This window comes from Pseudoalteromonas sp. CR1 (genome assembly GCF_019392235.1).
Lineage (GTDB): Bacteria > Pseudomonadota > Gammaproteobacteria > Enterobacterales > Alteromonadaceae > Pseudoalteromonas.
The window spans coordinates 102522-118510 of sequence record NZ_JAHXRM010000009.1; the positions used below are offsets into that span (position 1 = coordinate 102522).

The window sequence follows — 15989 nt, forward strand, 5'->3', positions numbered from 1 at the left end:
CTTCTACTCTAAAACAGAGGGTTACGTACTAATATTGTATAGTGAGGACTGTATGCCAATACCGGTTACGATAGCTGATGACTCAGCACTTTCAAGAAAAACAATTAAACGCGCACTCCCTGAAGATTGGGATATAACTATTCATGAAGCTAAAAATGGCGTAGAGGCATTAGAAGCTGTGCATACTGGGTTAGCAGAGGTACTTTTTTTAGACTTACAAATGCCACAAATGGATGGTTTTGAAGTATTAAAAGAGCTACAGCAGGAACACCAAAAAACCATAGTGATAGTAATTAGTGCTGATATTCAACCAGCAGCACAGGCGCTTGTTAGCTCAATGGGCGCTTTTAGGTTTTTACAAAAGCCTTTAAAGGCTGATCAATTACGCGAAACCTTGCTGGATGTTGGTTTGTTATGATTGAAATAAATGAAGATGAGCGCGATGCGCTTCAAGAAATAATGAACATTTCTATGGGGCAGGCGGCCGATGCACTTGCACGCCTTATTCAAACTAAGGTGTCGTTGTCTATTCCTGCTATTCAAGCAATGTCTCCTGAAGACTTTCAGGGGATGATTAATAGCCTCTCTGATAATTGGTTTGCACGGCAGTCTTTCACGGGCACCATTCGTGGCGAAGTGATAATGAGCATGCATAAAGATGGCTGTAATGCGTTAGCAGAGGTTATGGACTTTGATTTACCACTTGATGATGCCGCTACAGAAGAGCTTGTTTTAGAAGTTACCAATATTTTATCTGCTGCTTGCTTGCAGGGATTTACAAGCCAGCTTGAGTTATCGACGCAATTGAATATGCCTGCGTTTTATTACCCATTACAATCGGTGCATAGCAACGAGTGGTCGTCTATTTTAATTATAGAAGTAGAGTTTTTTATAGAGCAAATGCAATTTGATGCGCGCATACTCATTGGCTTAAGCGAAGGCTCAATTGAACAACTGTTAATACCCATAAAAGCTTTATTGGAGGATTAATGGAGAAAAGTGAGTTTGAGCGGGTCATTGAACAGCTTCCTATTGGTGCATGCATTATAAACCAAGATATGACCATCACATTCGCTAACCCTACATTTTTAGGTGGTTTAACTATTCGCCAGCCCGACCTAGTTGGTCAGCACTTATTAAGCGTATTTGAAGAGCAAGCACGTTTTTTAAAACGTAAAATTGACAGTGTACTTATTTTAAAAAATCCTAGCTTTAGTTATTGGCAACAACGCCCCCATGTATTCCCTATGCGCAGTAGTCGCCCTATTACAGGAGACGAGTCGCAAATGTACCAAAATGTGCAGTTTATGCCGCTTTCGAACGATAATGCCGAGGTTACGCATGTCAGCATTTTTGTGACCGATGTGACTGCAGAAGCCAGTTATTTTATTCAGCAATCTGACTTAAAAAATGTACTTGAAGAAGAGCATCAACAATTAAAAGCACTGCATCAAGAGTTAAAAGTAGCGCAAAAGCAAATGCTCCAGTCAGAAAAAATGGCGTCTATAGGTCAATTAGCTGCAGGGGTTGCACACGAAATAAATAACCCAATAGGGTTTGTAAGCTCAAACCTAGAAACGCTAAAGGATTATGCGTTAAAGCTGATAAAAACAACGCAGACACAAAAAAAAATCATTGTAAAACAAGCAGAAGAAAGATTTATAAAATTACTCGAGGATGTATACGAACGTCACGGTGTTGACTTTATTGTAGAAGATTTACCAGAGTTACTTGATGAGTCGCTAAATGGTGCTGAGCGAGTTAAAAAAATTGTGAATAGTTTACGAGATTTTGCACTAAACGATGAAGAAGGCTGGGCAGAAGTAGACCTATACGCCGAAATTGAATCTACGTTAGTTGTGCTTAAAAATGAGCTTAATTATAAAGTGCAGGTTGAAAAAGACTTACCCCAGGAGCCGGTATTTATAGATGGTAAAGCTGGAAAAATAAGGCAGCTTTTATTTAATGTGATTTTAAATTCGCTGCAGGCAATGAGCTCTGGAGGAACGCTTACCATTGACTGCAAGAAAAATGGCGACAAAATAACATTAATAATTAAAGATACTGGTGCCGGTATTGCTGAGTCTGACTTGGAACGCATTTTTGATCCGTTTTTTACAACTAAAGAAATTGGACAAGGAACGGGGTTAGGTTTGTCTGAGGTGTATACAATTATTGAAGAGCATGAGGCTGGTATAGACGTGTTGAGCAAAGAGGGGGAAGGCACTTGCTTTACGTTTGTATTTAACACTTTTAAAGCGCCTTTAAATTAATCTATTTAATGGCAATTTTAGCCGTGTACATTAAGACCCTATACGTATTGTAGTTATTAATATAAGTTAGTCTATTCCTAGTTGTATTGTATTGCTTTTTGTTGCGCTGTGTGGTTTTTTAGGATTGTTTTTTGAGTAATAAATAGCAGGCGCTATTTTTACAATGGGGCTATGAGCTAAAACATGTTAACTATAGCCATATCAGTTTAAATGACGATAGGTGCATTATGCGCTGTCGTATTAGCCGTTTTAATCTTTATTTAGGATTAAATAACAATGGGAGCCAATAGTGGAACCTAGTATCCTTTTGGTTGATGATGAAGAAAATGTATTACGGTCTTTAAAGCGCGTGCTAAAGCGTGCCGGCTTTAAAAAAGTAGCATTAGCGGCTAGTGGCCCAGAAGCATTGGCTTACTTAAAAGTGCATGATGTATCGGTGATTCTTACCGATTACAGAATGCCTAATATGACAGGGGCCGACTTACTCAGAGAAACCAAAAAACATTGGCCAGATATAATAAACATAGTGCTTAGTGGTCATGCCGATTTTAATTCGGTTGTTGAGCTTCTTAATCAAGGGCTTGCGATTAAGTTTTTACAAAAGCCATGGGACGAAAACGAGCTGGTTGACACAATTAAACAAGCACAAAAGCTTTATTGCAGACGCATTGCACAGCACGAGCGTGATCAACTACTCCTTGGGAGCGTAACGGCACTTATTGAAATAAATGACCAAGGTAAAATAACTCGCTTTAATGCCCCCGCCCAGACTATTTTCCCTGGGTTATACAGCTATGTTGATGATTACATAACCAGTATAGATTCACAGCAAAACAAAACTGACTTAACGGCTTTTTTAAATAACAAAACCGACATGCTATTTATTGCTCGTAAATGTCCCGATAGCGACAAAGAATACGAGTTTATTTTGGAGCGATATTGGTCTGATGATTTTTGTCAGTTACTGAAGCTGTCGGTTAACCCGAGTAAATCGAGTAACAAAATTTTAATAGAAAGCTTTGGCGAGTTTCTTATTAAAGAGCCCGCTTTTTATCAACAGCTAAATGATTATGAAAGTGAAAATACCAGTTACACGGTTATTTTTATCGGTATTGCTAAATTTGAACTTATAGCTGATTTATTAGATTACCAAAGCGCTTACGAATTTACACATTTGCTTGCAAAAGTACTGCACAATACCCTTGGTGAAAAGGTAAGAATGTGTCAAAAGCACTCTAACCAGTTTATGTTATCTGTGCCTCACGCAAGTAACGATGCCACATTACTTGCCGCACTTAATAAAACAATGACCTTATTTACCGATGCTATCCCCCAACGTTACAAAGGAATGAGTTTAGAGCTTTATGGCGTGTACGGCATTTTTCCTGACGATGTTTTAACGGGCAAAGAGTTAGTTAACCACCTTAGTTTGAATATGAACTACTTGGCTAAAAAACAGCAACGATTTTTTACCCGCTTTGATGCAGAGCTTGTGAATGACTACCGAAAAAACTTTGAGTTAAGCCGGTTATTATTTAAAGCGATTGATAATGAAGAATTTAGTTTGTGTTTTCAGCCTAAAATAGATTTAAAAACAAATAAAGTAAGTGGCGCCGAAGTGCTTATTCGTTGGTACGAACCAACAAAGTATGGGTGGGTGTCTCCTGGTTTATTTATACCTATTTCAGAATGCGATGGCCAAATTATTGCTATTAGCCGATTTGTCATTTCTCAAAGTTTTAATCAGCTTAAAACTTGGCAAGAGCAAAAAATAGAGGTTGGGAAATTAGCTATTAATTTATCAGCTCGGCAAATAAAAGAAGATCCGCAGTGGATTGATTTTATGCTAGCGCGCCTAAAAGAAAATGGCCTGAGTGCATCGAGTATTCAGTTTGAACTTACAGAGACGTATTTAATGGATGATTTACACGAATGTCAGCTACAAATAACAAGGCTCCGCGACTTGGGTTTTGAAGTGCAAATTGACGATTTTGGCATTGGTTATTCATCGCTTGCGTATCTTTCTAAGTTATCTATTGATGCGATTAAATTAGATAAAGAGCTTATTAGTGGTTTGGACTCATCACTTGAAATGCAAAGCATGATCAGAAACATTGTGCGCATGTCGCATGATTTAAACCTTAAAGTCATTGCAGAAGGTGTTGAAACTGTGCACGAGTGTAAGTTAGTTGGAAAGCTGGGCTGTGATTATATACAAGGCTTTTACTTTTCTAAACCTTTGCATGCTGATGAGTTTTGTCGCTATTTAACGATTAAAAATAAGTGCGATACTCAATGAACACAATGACCATCGTTTTATTTGACGACGAGCGTTTTATTTTAAAGGCTCTACAAAGAACAATTAATCGAATTTACCCTGTTGCAGACGTAATTACGGTTACTGAATTAAATGAGTTTTGGTCGATCCTTAATAAAAATAAAACCATTGATTTAGTCATAAGCGATTATTTAATGCCGCATATTAATGGGCTTGATGTGTTAGAGCGCTGCTTGACTGAAAACCCTTACCCGGTTAGGGCGCTGCTGACAGGCGATTTATCGTTAACTTCAAAAATGCGGCAAAGTAACGTTGTGCATATGTACCTTGCAAAACCATTTAGTAAAGATAATTTAATCTTGTTATTTGAAAATGTTGCCGATTTAAAGGCGTTGCCATTTTCAGATACGATGAGACGCAAGTTAGGCTCAATGCCTAGCTTTCCTGTTTACCCTTTACTACTTAAAGAGCTTAACAACCTAATAAACAGTTGCGATTACGACTTGGCTAACGTTGCTGAAGTGGTAGCTAAAGAGCCAATTATTGTAGCTAAATTACTACAACTTGCTAACTCGGCTTATTTAGGGTTTACGAGTGAAACGAGTTCAATTGAAGAAGCGGTGTCTCGCCTTGGAACAACTATATTATTATCAATTAGTGCATCGTTATTAATAGCTCAAAACAGCCAATCATGTTTATCTGCTAGTGAGCATGAACAACATTTATCTCAAGCTACACATTACGCGAGCTGTGTTAAAAAATTTGCACAACATATAAAAATGAGCCAAAAAGAACAGGCGCTGCTTTTTTCTGTTGCACTGTTAAGTTTTGTTGGCAAATTAATAAAGCTTGAAGGGGAAGAGAAAAGTGATTTAAGTGCAGAAGAACCGTTACCTGAACACTGCATTTCTTATTTACACATTTCTGCTTATGTGATGAAACTTTGGGGTTATAGCTCTCAAGTGTGTTCATTAATTATAAACTCTAGCGAGCTACAAGCGTCTGATAACAAGTTAGGTAATGTATTGTTTATTGTTCAGCAAAAGCTTTTTTATAAAGAGTCGAACGAAGCTTTAATTACTTTTTGCCAACAGCATGAGGTTGACTCATCAATTTATGAAGCAATTGGCACTTTTGATTGGTGATAAATCAAAGCGGTCATTACTTTTGTTTTCATTAATAAAGCTACTTAGGTTGCGTGTTTAGAATTTGCGAACTAAATATTAAAGCAATAGCTATAGGGATTCTGGCATGAATGAAGTAGAAAGTAATTTAGAGAGTGCACTTATAGACGAGCAAGCAAAACGTAAACAGCTCGAAAAGCAAATCAACGAAAAAGAAGCCGAACTAGCGCGTTATAAAAAAATGTTAGTGCAGAGTACTAAAATGGCGACTTTAGGTACTTTGAGCGTTGATGCAGCTTCAGAAATAAACACGCCTTTACTGAAAGCTATTGGTACTGTTGATAGCTTTAATTATTCGAGCCAAATTATCACCTCAGTATTAAATATAAGTGAGCAATACCTAAGCGGTGAGCTAAAAGAAAGCCAGTTTAAACACGAGCTTGATTTGCTTAATTTACAACATCCATTTGCTTGGATCAGTAACGATTTGTCACCAAGAATAAAAGAAAGTGCCAGCACCCTAAAGCAGGTTAATTATTGTGTTCAAAACTTGCTAAACTTTATGGACTCTAATGAGCACCACGCAATGCAACTTGTTAACATGGCTGATGTTGCTAACAACATACTGCGTTTACTCGAAAGCCAGCTTAAATTATGTGCAGTTAATACTCACTTTGAAAATACCCCCTCGATATACTGCAATTTAGCATCAACTAATCAGCTATTTGTTAATCTACTCCTTAATGCCAGAGATGCATGCGAGCATAACGACACTAAAGGGTGCATTGTTGATGTGAGCATTTTTGAAAAAGATAATTATATTTGTGTTGAAATAAAAGATAATGGCTGTGGTATGTCAAACCAGGTTCAAGAGCAGATGTTTGACCCTTTTTTCACAACTAAAGAGGTGGGTAAAAATACTGGTATGGGGCTCACGCTTGTGCAATCAATTATGCAAGAACACGCAGGAAAGGTGCACGTTAATAGTATTTTAGAGACAGGTACGTCCATTTCATGCTTATTTCCCTTAAAAGCATAACTTTGCATATAAATACCCTTTGTAAATAAGGTGTTAATTATTTGTTTTGTAATTTCAATTCTTTATTTGCTTTAATTTTGATCGTTTTGAGGTTGTTTTTTCTTTAGTTGAATTTAATTTGCATGCTTAGGTCATAAATTTAAATTTTTTCATTTCTTTTTGCTTGTATATGTTGCTAGGATGTTCCTCATTGGCGATACACAATCGCTATATAAATTATAAGAACACACATAAACAGGGTCGTCACTATGTCAACATATCGTTTAAATACACTTGCAGTGTCAGTTGCGTTTGCAGTATGCGCACCTGGCGTTGTAAATGCACAAGAAGCTCCCGTTCAAGCTGTCAAAAATATTGAGCAAATATCTGTTTTAGGCTCACGAGTCTCAAATCGCACATCAACCGAGTCATCTTCGCCAATAGATTTAATAGACTCGGATGATTTAAATAAAGGCGGTTATACTGAGCTTGGCCAAAGCTTACAAGCAACAGCCCCTTCATTTAATTTTTCGCGTACGCAGGTTTCTGATGGTTCTGATTTATTTAGACCCGCGACCTTGCGTGGTTTACAACCCGATCAAACACTTGTACTGGTTAATGGCAAGCGCCGTCATAATCAATCTATTTTTGGCCTGAATGGGACGGTTGGTGCAGGTGCTGCGGGTACCGATATGAACGCAATTCCGTTAACTGCGCTTAAAGGTGTTGAAGTACTTCGCGATGGCGCAGCGGCAAAATATGGCTCTGATGCAATAGCGGGTGTAATCAATTTATCACTTAATAATTCAACAGGTGTAACAACGGGCTTTGTTCAGTATGGCGGCACAAGCGAAGGCGATGGCGATACGGTTACTGCAGGCTTAAACCGTGGTTTTGAGTTAGGTAGTGAAGGCGGTTTTATTAATTTATCACTGGAGTATCGAGATGCCGACGGGACTAACCGTGCAGAGCGCGATACAGGGGGTTCATTAAATGTAGAACCTGGAACGCTTTCAGAGGATGTTCGTTGGGGACAGGGTAACGCGGATAGCGAATTCACATCGCTGTTTTATAATATGGCACTGCCTGTTGGCGATAGCGAGCTTTACTCGTTTGGTGGTTACTCAGAGCGAAGCGCGTTAGGTAATGGTTTTTATCGTAACTTTAATGAAGCGTCTAAAAACGTGACTCAAGTTTATAGTGATGGTTTTTTACCGCGTATATACAATGAAGCACAAGACCTTTCATTTGCAATAGGGTTTAAAGGCGACATAAACCCAGATTGGACTTACGATGTGTCGGCTGTATATGGTGAAAACGAATACGACTTTACCTCGCGTAATACCTTAAATGCGTCATACGCAGCTGAGTACTTATTTAATAACCCTGATGCAAGCGATGCTGATATTGCAGCCAATGCAGGCCCAACAGGTGGTTATTCAGGTGGATTTAGATTTGATCAAACTACATTTAATGCTGATTTTAACGGTATTGTAGATATTGGTCGCAGTGAACCATTATACGTAACTATTGGCGCTGAGTACCGAAAAGAAAACTACGAAATAGTCCCGGGCAGCCAAGCGTCGTATGCCTGTGGCTTAGCTAATACTGACACTTCATACCCTTCAGTTAATGATGAAAACCAATTTGCGCAGTGTGGTTTCCAGGCTTACAACGGCCTTCGCCCAGAAGCGGCAAACGAGAGCGATCGTAATAGTTATGCCGTATTTGTTGATGTAGAAACAATGATCACAGATGCATGGAATGTCAGTGGTGCACTGCGCTTTGAAGACTTTTCAGATGCGGGTGACGATTTAATAGGTAAACTAGCAACGCGTTATGAGTTTAATAATGACTTTGCTGTTCGTGGTGCGGTATCAACTGGCTTCAGAGCGCCTTCATTACAACAAAGTGGTTATACTGCGTTTACAACGAACCTAGGTTCTGACGGTTCGTTAACCCAGTCATTTACTGCCAACACTGGTACGGCATTCCCAAGTGCATTAGGTGTAGATACGTTAAAGCTTGAAACTTCAACTAACTACAGTGCGGGTTTTGTTTACGATGTAAGTAGTGAGCTTTCGCTTACTGTTGATTTTTACCGTGTAGAAATTAAAGACCGTATAACACTAGGTAGTTTGCTGTCGGCCGACGACGTCTCGTTTAGTCCAGACGCGCTTGCTGCACTGCAAGCAACCGGTGCAGTACAAGCCAATTACTTCTCAAATTCCGTTGATTCTACTACGCAAGGTGTTGATATTATTGCTTCATACCGTACTGAAATCGACGGCGCTAATTTAGGTGTTACTTTCGCTGGTAATTTGAACGACACTAAAATTGATAACGTTAATGCTGAAGAGGGCATTCCAGAAGCGGTTGCCTTTGATGACTTACAACGTAGCTTTTTTACTGATGGGCAGCCAAGTGAACGTTCAACACTGACATTTGATTATGAGCGTGAAGCTTATACTTCTACGCTTCGTTTTAATTACTTTGGCGAGACCGATGTAAAGTATTTTGGTAACGACCACATTTCATTACCCGGTGAGCTTTCGCCAACGGGCTCGTTTAAACCAACAAGTACTGTTGAAGCTGCTGTATTGGTTGATGTGAACGTAAGTTATGACATTAATGAGATGTTTACGCTTTCGGTTGGTGCCGACAACGTATTTGATGAAACACCTGATGAGTTAGGTGATGATGAAGTGCTAAACTTTATCACCAATGGTGCGTTTAAATATCCTGTACGTGCATTGCCTTATGGTTTTGACGGGCGTACTTACTACGCAAAAGTAAGCTTTGAATTTTAATTATTTGAGCTAGAAACTATTTAACTTGAGCTCTGGCTAGAGATAGATTTATTATCCAGCGTTCAGGTTCTTTACTAAGCGCAGTTATTTACTGCGCTTTTTTTATGCCTATTTATTATGAAAAAACAGCGTTTTGTAATGATAAAAATACTTGCAAGGTTGAAAATTAGGCATACAATCGCCACTTCTTTAAGGACTTACTGTTGTTAGTGAGTACTCAATCTATAGGAAATAAAATGGCTAAAAAATCGAATAACAAATCGGTAAATAAAAGCGCAGTAGACACCGGTCGTGGGGTTATTAATCATAATGCGCTGGCGGCTTTAGTAACCTCTAAAGTGTTTAAACCACAAGTGGTAAAAGCTAAAAAAGGGAAAGGCTCGTTTAAACGCAGCAGCAAACACGTAGGACGAGAGTCTTATTTAATCGCGGCTTAAATAGCACCGATCAAATAAGACTTTTAAGTGCCTATTTTTTGCCAAACATACGTGTAAGTGTGTTGTCTTTATCAATAATATGGTGCTTTAAGGCGCCCACAATATGTAAACCTAACGCGATAAGAAGCGCATTTGCTGTAATACCGTGAACGGTTTTACCTAAATCTGACCAGCTTTCGCTAAATGGCATGCTTTTTTGTGGGTTTTCTGGGTTAGGATTATGCGGAATAATTTCTAGCCCAAATAAGTCTACGCCATGCCCGCCCATACCAGAGGTTATTAATCCTGAAATTGGCATTAGTAACATGCTAATTATCAATACGTAGTGAATAACTTTAGCGAGTATCATTTCATACTGTGGATGGGTATTAGTGTGTTTTGGCCAGCCATTTATAATGCGCCACGTTACTCTTAATAAAGCAAAAGCAAAGAGTAATACCCCAAACGATTTATGCCAGCTCATTAGAAAAAACGCTTTAAAGTTTTCCATGTACAGCCCTGAGCCTAATAACCCAATAATAAGCACCGCTACAATCCAATGTAGGCTGATTGTGGTTTTGCTCAGCGTGAGAGGTGTATCTTTTATAAGTTTCATACAGTTTATTCCTAACGTTAATACTTAAAAAGTTTTGAATATGTAGTTATACAGTTGAACAAGCTACATTGATGCAGTTAGCTTAAATTATAGAGGGTCAAAGTAGGGTTAACGAAATTGGCAAATACAAAATAATTTACTCGGTGATAAGTTTGGCGGTAGGCGAAGAGCCTGCTCACGCGAGATGCGGAGCATCTAATTACTTAAATTATTAGATGTTGCAAAGCACTTAAAACCCTATTTTTGACTTATTGATCTTCAATAAAAATGCACAAAGAGAAGAGAATGAGGAGTAAATGAGAAGTGAAAGCTGCAGGCGCGAAGCTTGCTCGCGCAAGATGCTATTTACTTCTCTAAAAGCGAAGCGCCTCTTAATCTCTTTGTGAATGCATTAGCTTTATTTACGAGCTATCGCTCGTCACGCCAGCAAGCTGCGCGTCTACAGGGAATTTTACCGTTGAGTTAAATTTGGCGGTAGGCGTAGAGGTTGCTTACACGGGATGCGCAGCATCTAATAATCTAAGTCACTTTCTTTTAAATTATTTGCTATGGTTTTTGATGGGTTCTCACCAAAAAGCTGCGTATAGTCTTTAGCAAATTGCCCTGCATGCCAAAACCCCCAGTTTGCAGCAATGACTGAAATTGACTTGGTTTGACCAACTAATTTAAGTTCACGCCGTACATTATTTAAACGCGATAAGCGTAAAAATCGCAGCGGGTTAATACCTAATATACTTTCAAAGCTGTACTGTAAAGTTCGCCTGCTAACATGTGTGAGTTCGCATAGCTGTGTAATAGTCACTGTGCTCTGTGGATCAGCTTTAATATATTCTTTTACTTTGTCTACCACGGCTTTGCGATGCTTATAACTTGGCGCAATGTTGTGCTGCTGACTTTCAGTTTTTAATAAATTTAGCGCAAGCATGTAAAGCATTTCTTGTTGTAAATTGGCGTTTAAACCATGGGCACCATGATTAACCATGCTGTTAATAATACTGCGCGCTCTGTTGAGAGTTGGGCTATTTACTGTGAGTCGCTCTGCGCCGAAGGCATTTATGTTTTGTAAATTAATACCGTGTAGTTGCGCCATGCATTCAATTGATTGCCAGTTAATCACTACCCCATAAATATTAAATTTTTCAGGTGTTATTAATTCAAAATCGCTGTGACTACTGCGGCACATAAATTGGTTATTTAGAACATCTAAGCCATTAATTTTACTTTCGCACGATGTTTTAGGAATACCCAACCAAATAGAGTCATCGGCAATAACACATTGCTGGCGAAGCGCACGCTCTGTGTACTCTTCAAATACGTGAATATTAGAATGGGCAACGCCTTCAATACAACCAAAAAAGCCACCCTCGCTGACCTGATCATACTTTTGTTGCCAATTGATTAGGTTACTTGCTTGTTCATCAATATCGTGAGTATGTACTTTGCTCTTTTGTGGTGCGTTAGATAAATGCTGATGCGCCATTTTGGATTCGCTCTTTATTTTGTATTGCTTATTGAGGAACTTTAACCGTGTTTTAAATACTTTAAGTTACTGAATTATATTTAAAAAACCGATTTGCCAAAATTCGATAGTGCTTTGGTACGAATTAAGCTTTTAGTACTTAAATGACAAATAACTATAAATAATGCTGTAGCAAAACCTGTACCAAGGTTTGAAAGAGTTAGATGAGGTAAAGAATGGGGCAAACGTATCGCTACACGCTTGGTACAAAAACCTACCAATTTAGAGATTTAGCCGAATTGATGGCTAAAGCGACCGCGCAGCGTTCGGGCGATAGGTTGGCTGGCGTTATTGCGCAGTCGGCGCAAGAACGAGCCGTGGCACAAATGACATTAGCTGAGGTGCCACTTAAAACATTTTTAAATGAAGCGTTAATTCCTTACGAAGACGACGAAATAACACGTCTAATTTTAGACGATCACGATGCACACGCATTTAAGGCAATAGCGCATTTAACTGTTGGGGATTTTCGTAATTGGTTATTGAGTGATTTTGCCACCCCAGGGGTATTAGCCAGTGTAAGGACCGCAATAACCCCTGAAATGGCCGCAGCAGTTAGCAAAATAATGCGTAATCAGGATTTAATTTTAATTGCTAAAAAATGCCACGTAACCAGTGCATTTAGAAATACGATTGGTTTGCCCGGGCATTTATCAACGCGTTTACAACCTAATCACCCAACCGATGATATTAATGGGATTGCGGCCAGCATGTTGGATGGCTTGCTTTACGGGAATGGTGACGCGGTAATAGGTATAAACCCTGCCACCGATAATGTAGCTCAGGCCATTAAGCTAATGACGCTAATGGATGATGTTATACAAAAATACGAAATTCCAACACAAAGCTGCGTGCTGACTCATGTAACTAATACGATTGAATGCATTGAAGCAGGCGCACCAGTTGATTTGGTTTTTCAGTCAGTAGGGGGCACAGAGGCAACAAACACAAGCTTTGGTTTTAATTTAAATACGCTCGCTGAAGCGCAAGATGCCGCGCTTAGCTTAAAGCGCGGTACGGTGGGCAACAATGTGATGTATTTTGAAACCGGGCAAGGTAGCTCGCTTTCAGCAAATGCGCATCATGGGCTTGATCAACAAACATGTGAAGCACGAGCATATGCTGTGGCAAGAAAGTTTAATCCGTTACTTGTTAATACAGTTGTGGGGTTTATTGGCCCAGAGTATTTATTTGATGGCAAAGAAATTACCCGCGCGGGTCTGGAAGACCACTTTTGTGGCAAGTTGCTTGGTATTCCTATGGGTTGTGACGTGTGCTACACCAATCATGCAGAAGCCGACCAAAACGACATGGATAACTTACTTACGTTATTAGGTGTAGCGGGGTGTTCGTTTGTAATGGGGATCCCTGGTTCTGACGACATTATGTTGAATTATCAAACCACGTCGTTTCACGATGCGTTGTATGTACGCCGTGTACTGGGTTCAAAACCCGCACCTGAATTTGAGGCATGGCTGAGCAAGATGAAAATAATGCAAAGCACTGAAAATGTGACTTTGTCAGACTCATTACCTGCGGCGTTTGTAAAGCCACTTAACGCGATTTCAGGAGGGAACTAATGGCAAATAACCCTAAAGCTTTAAATGTAAACACCAATCATAAAAGTAATGGCAAGGTGGTACATAATCCGTGGAGTGATTTACGCCGCTTTACTGATGCGCGAATTGGCCTTGGTAGAGCCGGGATTAGTTTACCGACTTCAGAAATGCTGGCGTTTCAGTTATCTCATGCCCAAGCCCGCGATGCAGTGAGTTTTCCGCTGGATATTAATCAAATGGAAAATAGCCTTAGTGTTTTAACTCCCCGCACTCCTATTTTGCATTTACATAGCCAAGCGGTTGATCGAGTAAGTTATCTTCAACGCCCTGATTTAGGGCGTAAGTTAAGTAAAAAAAGCCAAGATATTTTGCTTGATTTTATGGCAGAGCAAAAGCAAACCACACCTTTAAATTACGATTTGGCCCTTGTCGTGGTCGATGGTCTTTCGTCACTAGCAGTACAAAAAAATGCGCAGCCATTTATTAGTGAACTGTTGGCACAACTGGGCAAAAGTCAGCAACTTAAACTAGCGCCAATAACCTTAGTAGAACAAGGACGTGTAGCCATTGGCGACGATATTGGCGAGTTATTAAATGCGCAAATAGTCATGGTGCTTATAGGTGAACGCCCAGGGCTTAGCTCGCCTGATAGTTTGGGGCTTTATTTAACATGGGCGCCAAAAAAAGGGTTAAACGATGCGTGCCGAAATTGTATTTCAAATATTCGACCTGCGGGTTTGTCTTATGAAGAGGCGGCTCGCCGTGCTGTGTATTTAGTACGCGAGGCCAAAAAGCTCAAGTTAACAGGCGTTAACCTAAAAGATCGAACACAAGATAATGTAATTGAACATCAGCAACCTAATACCCACTTTTTAATTGGCTAATAGTAAGCAATTAAAAATTAAAACAATAAAAATGAAGCATCAACGGAGATAACAATGTCGAATAATAATTCAGAATACCTTGCCAAAAGGCAATTAAAAAGCGGTACCGCAGGCTGGTTATTACTAGCCGGTCTAGGGGTGTAGTATGTTATATCGGGCGATTTTGCTGGTTGGAATTTTGGCATAGCTGAGGCGGGTTGGGGTGGTTTTGCCATTGCAGCAGTGCTAATGGCAATTATGTATTTAACATTGGTACTTTCGCTGGCTGAAATGTCAGCAGCTATACCTGCAGCAGGAGGCGGATACAGTTTTGCTCGCCAAGCAATGGGCCCCGCTGGTGGCTATTTAACAGGCCTTGCCGTATTAATTGAATATGCTCTTGCACCCGCCGCTATTGTTATATTTATTGGCTCTGCGGTAGAAGCATTAACTGGGTTTAATGGCCCGTGGGTTTATGCGCTGTTTTACTTGGCATTTGTGGGCATTCACTTAGCGGGTGTAGGTGAGGCACTAAAAGTGATGATGGTAATAAGTGGGTTAGCGGTGCTTGCTATTGTTGCCACTGCGGTTGTGCTTGTAACTAATTTTGACGCAGCTAATTTATTTGATGTGGCGGTCAGCGACGCCGCTGGCGCAACTGAGTTTTTACCCTTAGGTTGGTATGGCGTATGGGCCGCACTGCCATTTGCTATGTGGTTATTTTTAGCCGTTGAGGGTGTACCACTTGCTGCAGAAGAAGCAAAAAATCCCGCTAAAGATGTGCCAAAAGGCATTATTGGAGCAATGGTATTTTTACTGTTCACTGCATTGTTAGTCGTGGTGTTAGTGCCCGGTGCTGCTGGTGCCAACGCCATGGGAGCAAGTGCAGTACCTTTAGTTGATGCGCTGAACGCCACGGGTAATACAAGCTTAGCCACGGTGGTCAATATTTTAGGCTTAGCGGGGTTGGTCGCATCGTTTTTTTCTATTATTTATGGTTATAGCCGTTTAGTGTTTGCCCTTTCACGAGCGGGTTATTTACCACAATCTTTGTCAATTACCACAAAGCGTAAAGTACCGGCTCGTGCGTTAATAGTGCCTGCTATTTTTGGTTTTATTGCCTCACTAAGTGGTGAAGGTGATTTAATGTTGGCAATGGCGGTTGTGGGTGCAACGGTATCTTACGCATTAATGGCATTAAGCCATATTATGCTACGTATTAAGCAACCTGAATTAGTTCGCCCTTATAAAACGCCTGGTGGTGTGGTTACATCGGGTATTGCACTTGTACTATCGCTTGTTGCACTTACAGGTGTATACGCCTTTGACCCTCGAGCGTTTTTATATACGGTAATTTTATTTGCATTGGGTGCGGCATATTATTTTGGCTACAGCTCTAAGCATTTAATGGCTAAAACGGCTGATGAAGAATTTGCTATGTTAGCTGATGCAGAATCTGATTTAGCAATGGCGGTAAACGAGGGGTAATAAAGGTTAAGGAATACCAATCTGC

The 15989-nt window shown here is 39.9% G+C and carries 12 protein-coding genes and 1 pseudogene; 11 read left to right on the top strand and 2 right to left on the bottom strand.

The window, feature by feature from the left end:
* Positions 1-52 precede the first annotated feature (52 nt).
* From KZZ04_RS09990 to arfA, 8 genes are all read left to right on the top strand, one after another.
* Positions 53-418: a response regulator gene (locus KZZ04_RS09990; protein ID WP_058404535.1), complete on the top strand. Its 366-nt coding sequence runs from the start codon at positions 53-55 to the stop codon at positions 416-418.
* Positions 415-990, top strand: a complete 576-nt coding sequence (locus tag KZZ04_RS09995; RefSeq protein WP_058404536.1) for a chemotaxis protein CheX — start codon at positions 415-417, stop codon at positions 988-990. Before KZZ04_RS09990 ends, KZZ04_RS09995 begins: the two co-directional genes overlap by 4 nt.
* Positions 990-2273, top strand: a complete 1284-nt coding sequence (locus tag KZZ04_RS10000; protein ID WP_219422629.1) for an ATP-binding protein — start codon at positions 990-992, stop codon at positions 2271-2273. The genes KZZ04_RS09995 and KZZ04_RS10000 overlap by 1 nt, the downstream gene beginning before the upstream one ends.
* Before the next feature lie 289 nt (positions 2274-2562).
* Positions 2563-4572 carry an EAL domain-containing protein gene (locus KZZ04_RS10005; protein WP_138529350.1) on the top strand — a complete coding sequence of 670 codons (2010 nt, stop codon included), beginning with the start codon at positions 2563-2565 and terminating at the stop codon, positions 4570-4572.
* Between the two features lie 5 nt (positions 4573-4577).
* Positions 4578-5696: an HDOD domain-containing protein gene (locus KZZ04_RS10010; RefSeq protein ID WP_235591448.1), complete on the top strand. Its 1119-nt coding sequence runs from the start codon at positions 4578-4580 to the stop codon at positions 5694-5696.
* A gap of 106 nt (positions 5697-5802) precedes the next feature.
* Entirely contained in the window at positions 5803-6714 is a 912-nt protein-coding gene (locus KZZ04_RS10015) for a sensor histidine kinase (protein ID WP_219422630.1), read from the top strand.
* 248 nt (positions 6715-6962) lie between these two features.
* Complete coding sequence (locus tag KZZ04_RS10020) at positions 6963-9503, top strand: TonB-dependent siderophore receptor (protein WP_219422631.1); 2541 nt, start codon at positions 6963-6965, stop codon at positions 9501-9503.
* A gap of 236 nt (positions 9504-9739) precedes the next feature.
* Positions 9740-9940, top strand: coding sequence for an alternative ribosome rescue factor ArfA (gene arfA / locus KZZ04_RS10025; RefSeq protein ID WP_058404542.1), 201 nt, complete (start codon positions 9740-9742; stop codon positions 9938-9940).
* A 31-nt stretch (positions 9941-9971) separates the two neighbouring features.
* Here arfA and KZZ04_RS10030 read toward each other — a convergent pair whose 3' ends face one another.
* Together KZZ04_RS10030 and KZZ04_RS10035 are read right to left on the bottom strand one after the other, a co-directional pair.
* A complete protein-coding gene (locus KZZ04_RS10030; protein ID WP_058404543.1) occupies positions 9972-10535 on the bottom strand; it encodes a cytochrome b in 564 nt (187 codons plus the stop codon).
* A 511-nt stretch (positions 10536-11046) separates the two neighbouring features.
* Positions 11047-12015: a helix-turn-helix domain-containing protein gene (locus KZZ04_RS10035; RefSeq protein ID WP_058404544.1), complete on the bottom strand. Its 969-nt coding sequence runs from the start codon at positions 12013-12015 to the stop codon at positions 11047-11049.
* Between the two features lie 215 nt (positions 12016-12230).
* Here KZZ04_RS10035 and KZZ04_RS10040 point away from each other — a divergent pair, with 215 nt between their 5' ends.
* From KZZ04_RS10040 to eat, 3 genes and pseudogenes are all read left to right on the top strand, one after another.
* Positions 12231-13634 carry an ethanolamine ammonia-lyase subunit EutB gene (locus tag KZZ04_RS10040; RefSeq protein WP_138529358.1) on the top strand — a complete coding sequence of 468 codons (1404 nt, stop codon included), beginning with the start codon at positions 12231-12233 and terminating at the stop codon, positions 13632-13634.
* Positions 13634-14497, top strand: a complete 864-nt coding sequence (gene eutC, locus KZZ04_RS10045; protein ID WP_219422632.1) for an ethanolamine ammonia-lyase subunit EutC — start codon at positions 13634-13636, stop codon at positions 14495-14497. Before KZZ04_RS10040 ends, eutC begins: the two co-directional genes overlap by 1 nt.
* A gap of 54 nt (positions 14498-14551) precedes the next feature.
* Positions 14552-15964, top strand: a pseudogene (eat, locus tag KZZ04_RS10050) (ethanolamine permease).
* Positions 15965-15989 lie beyond the last annotated feature (25 nt).

What these genes read in the sequence shown, in the direction of transcription:
- KZZ04_RS09995 (WP_058404536.1), top strand. Translation starts at nt 415, where the DNA reads ATGATTGAAATAAATGAAGATGAGCGCGATGCGCTTCAAGAAATAATG.
- KZZ04_RS10030 (WP_058404543.1), bottom strand. Translation starts at nt 10,535, where the DNA reads ATGAAACTTATAAAAGATACACCTCTCACGCTGAGCAAAACCACAATC.
- KZZ04_RS10010 (WP_235591448.1), top strand. Translation starts at nt 4,578, where the DNA reads ATGACCATCGTTTTATTTGACGACGAGCGTTTTATTTTAAAGGCTCTA.
- eutC (WP_219422632.1), top strand. Translation starts at nt 13,634, where the DNA reads ATGGCAAATAACCCTAAAGCTTTAAATGTAAACACCAATCATAAAAGT.
- KZZ04_RS10035 (WP_058404544.1), bottom strand. Translation starts at nt 12,015, where the DNA reads ATGGCGCATCAGCATTTATCTAACGCACCACAAAAGAGCAAAGTACAT.
- KZZ04_RS10015 (WP_219422630.1), top strand. Translation starts at nt 5,803, where the DNA reads ATGAATGAAGTAGAAAGTAATTTAGAGAGTGCACTTATAGACGAGCAA.
- KZZ04_RS10000 (WP_219422629.1), top strand. Translation starts at nt 990, where the DNA reads ATGGAGAAAAGTGAGTTTGAGCGGGTCATTGAACAGCTTCCTATTGGT.
- KZZ04_RS09990 (WP_058404535.1), top strand. Translation starts at nt 53, where the DNA reads ATGCCAATACCGGTTACGATAGCTGATGACTCAGCACTTTCAAGAAAA.
- KZZ04_RS10040 (WP_138529358.1), top strand. Translation starts at nt 12,231, where the DNA reads ATGGGGCAAACGTATCGCTACACGCTTGGTACAAAAACCTACCAATTT.
- KZZ04_RS10020 (WP_219422631.1), top strand. Translation starts at nt 6,963, where the DNA reads ATGTCAACATATCGTTTAAATACACTTGCAGTGTCAGTTGCGTTTGCA.
- arfA (WP_058404542.1), top strand. Translation starts at nt 9,740, where the DNA reads ATGGCTAAAAAATCGAATAACAAATCGGTAAATAAAAGCGCAGTAGAC.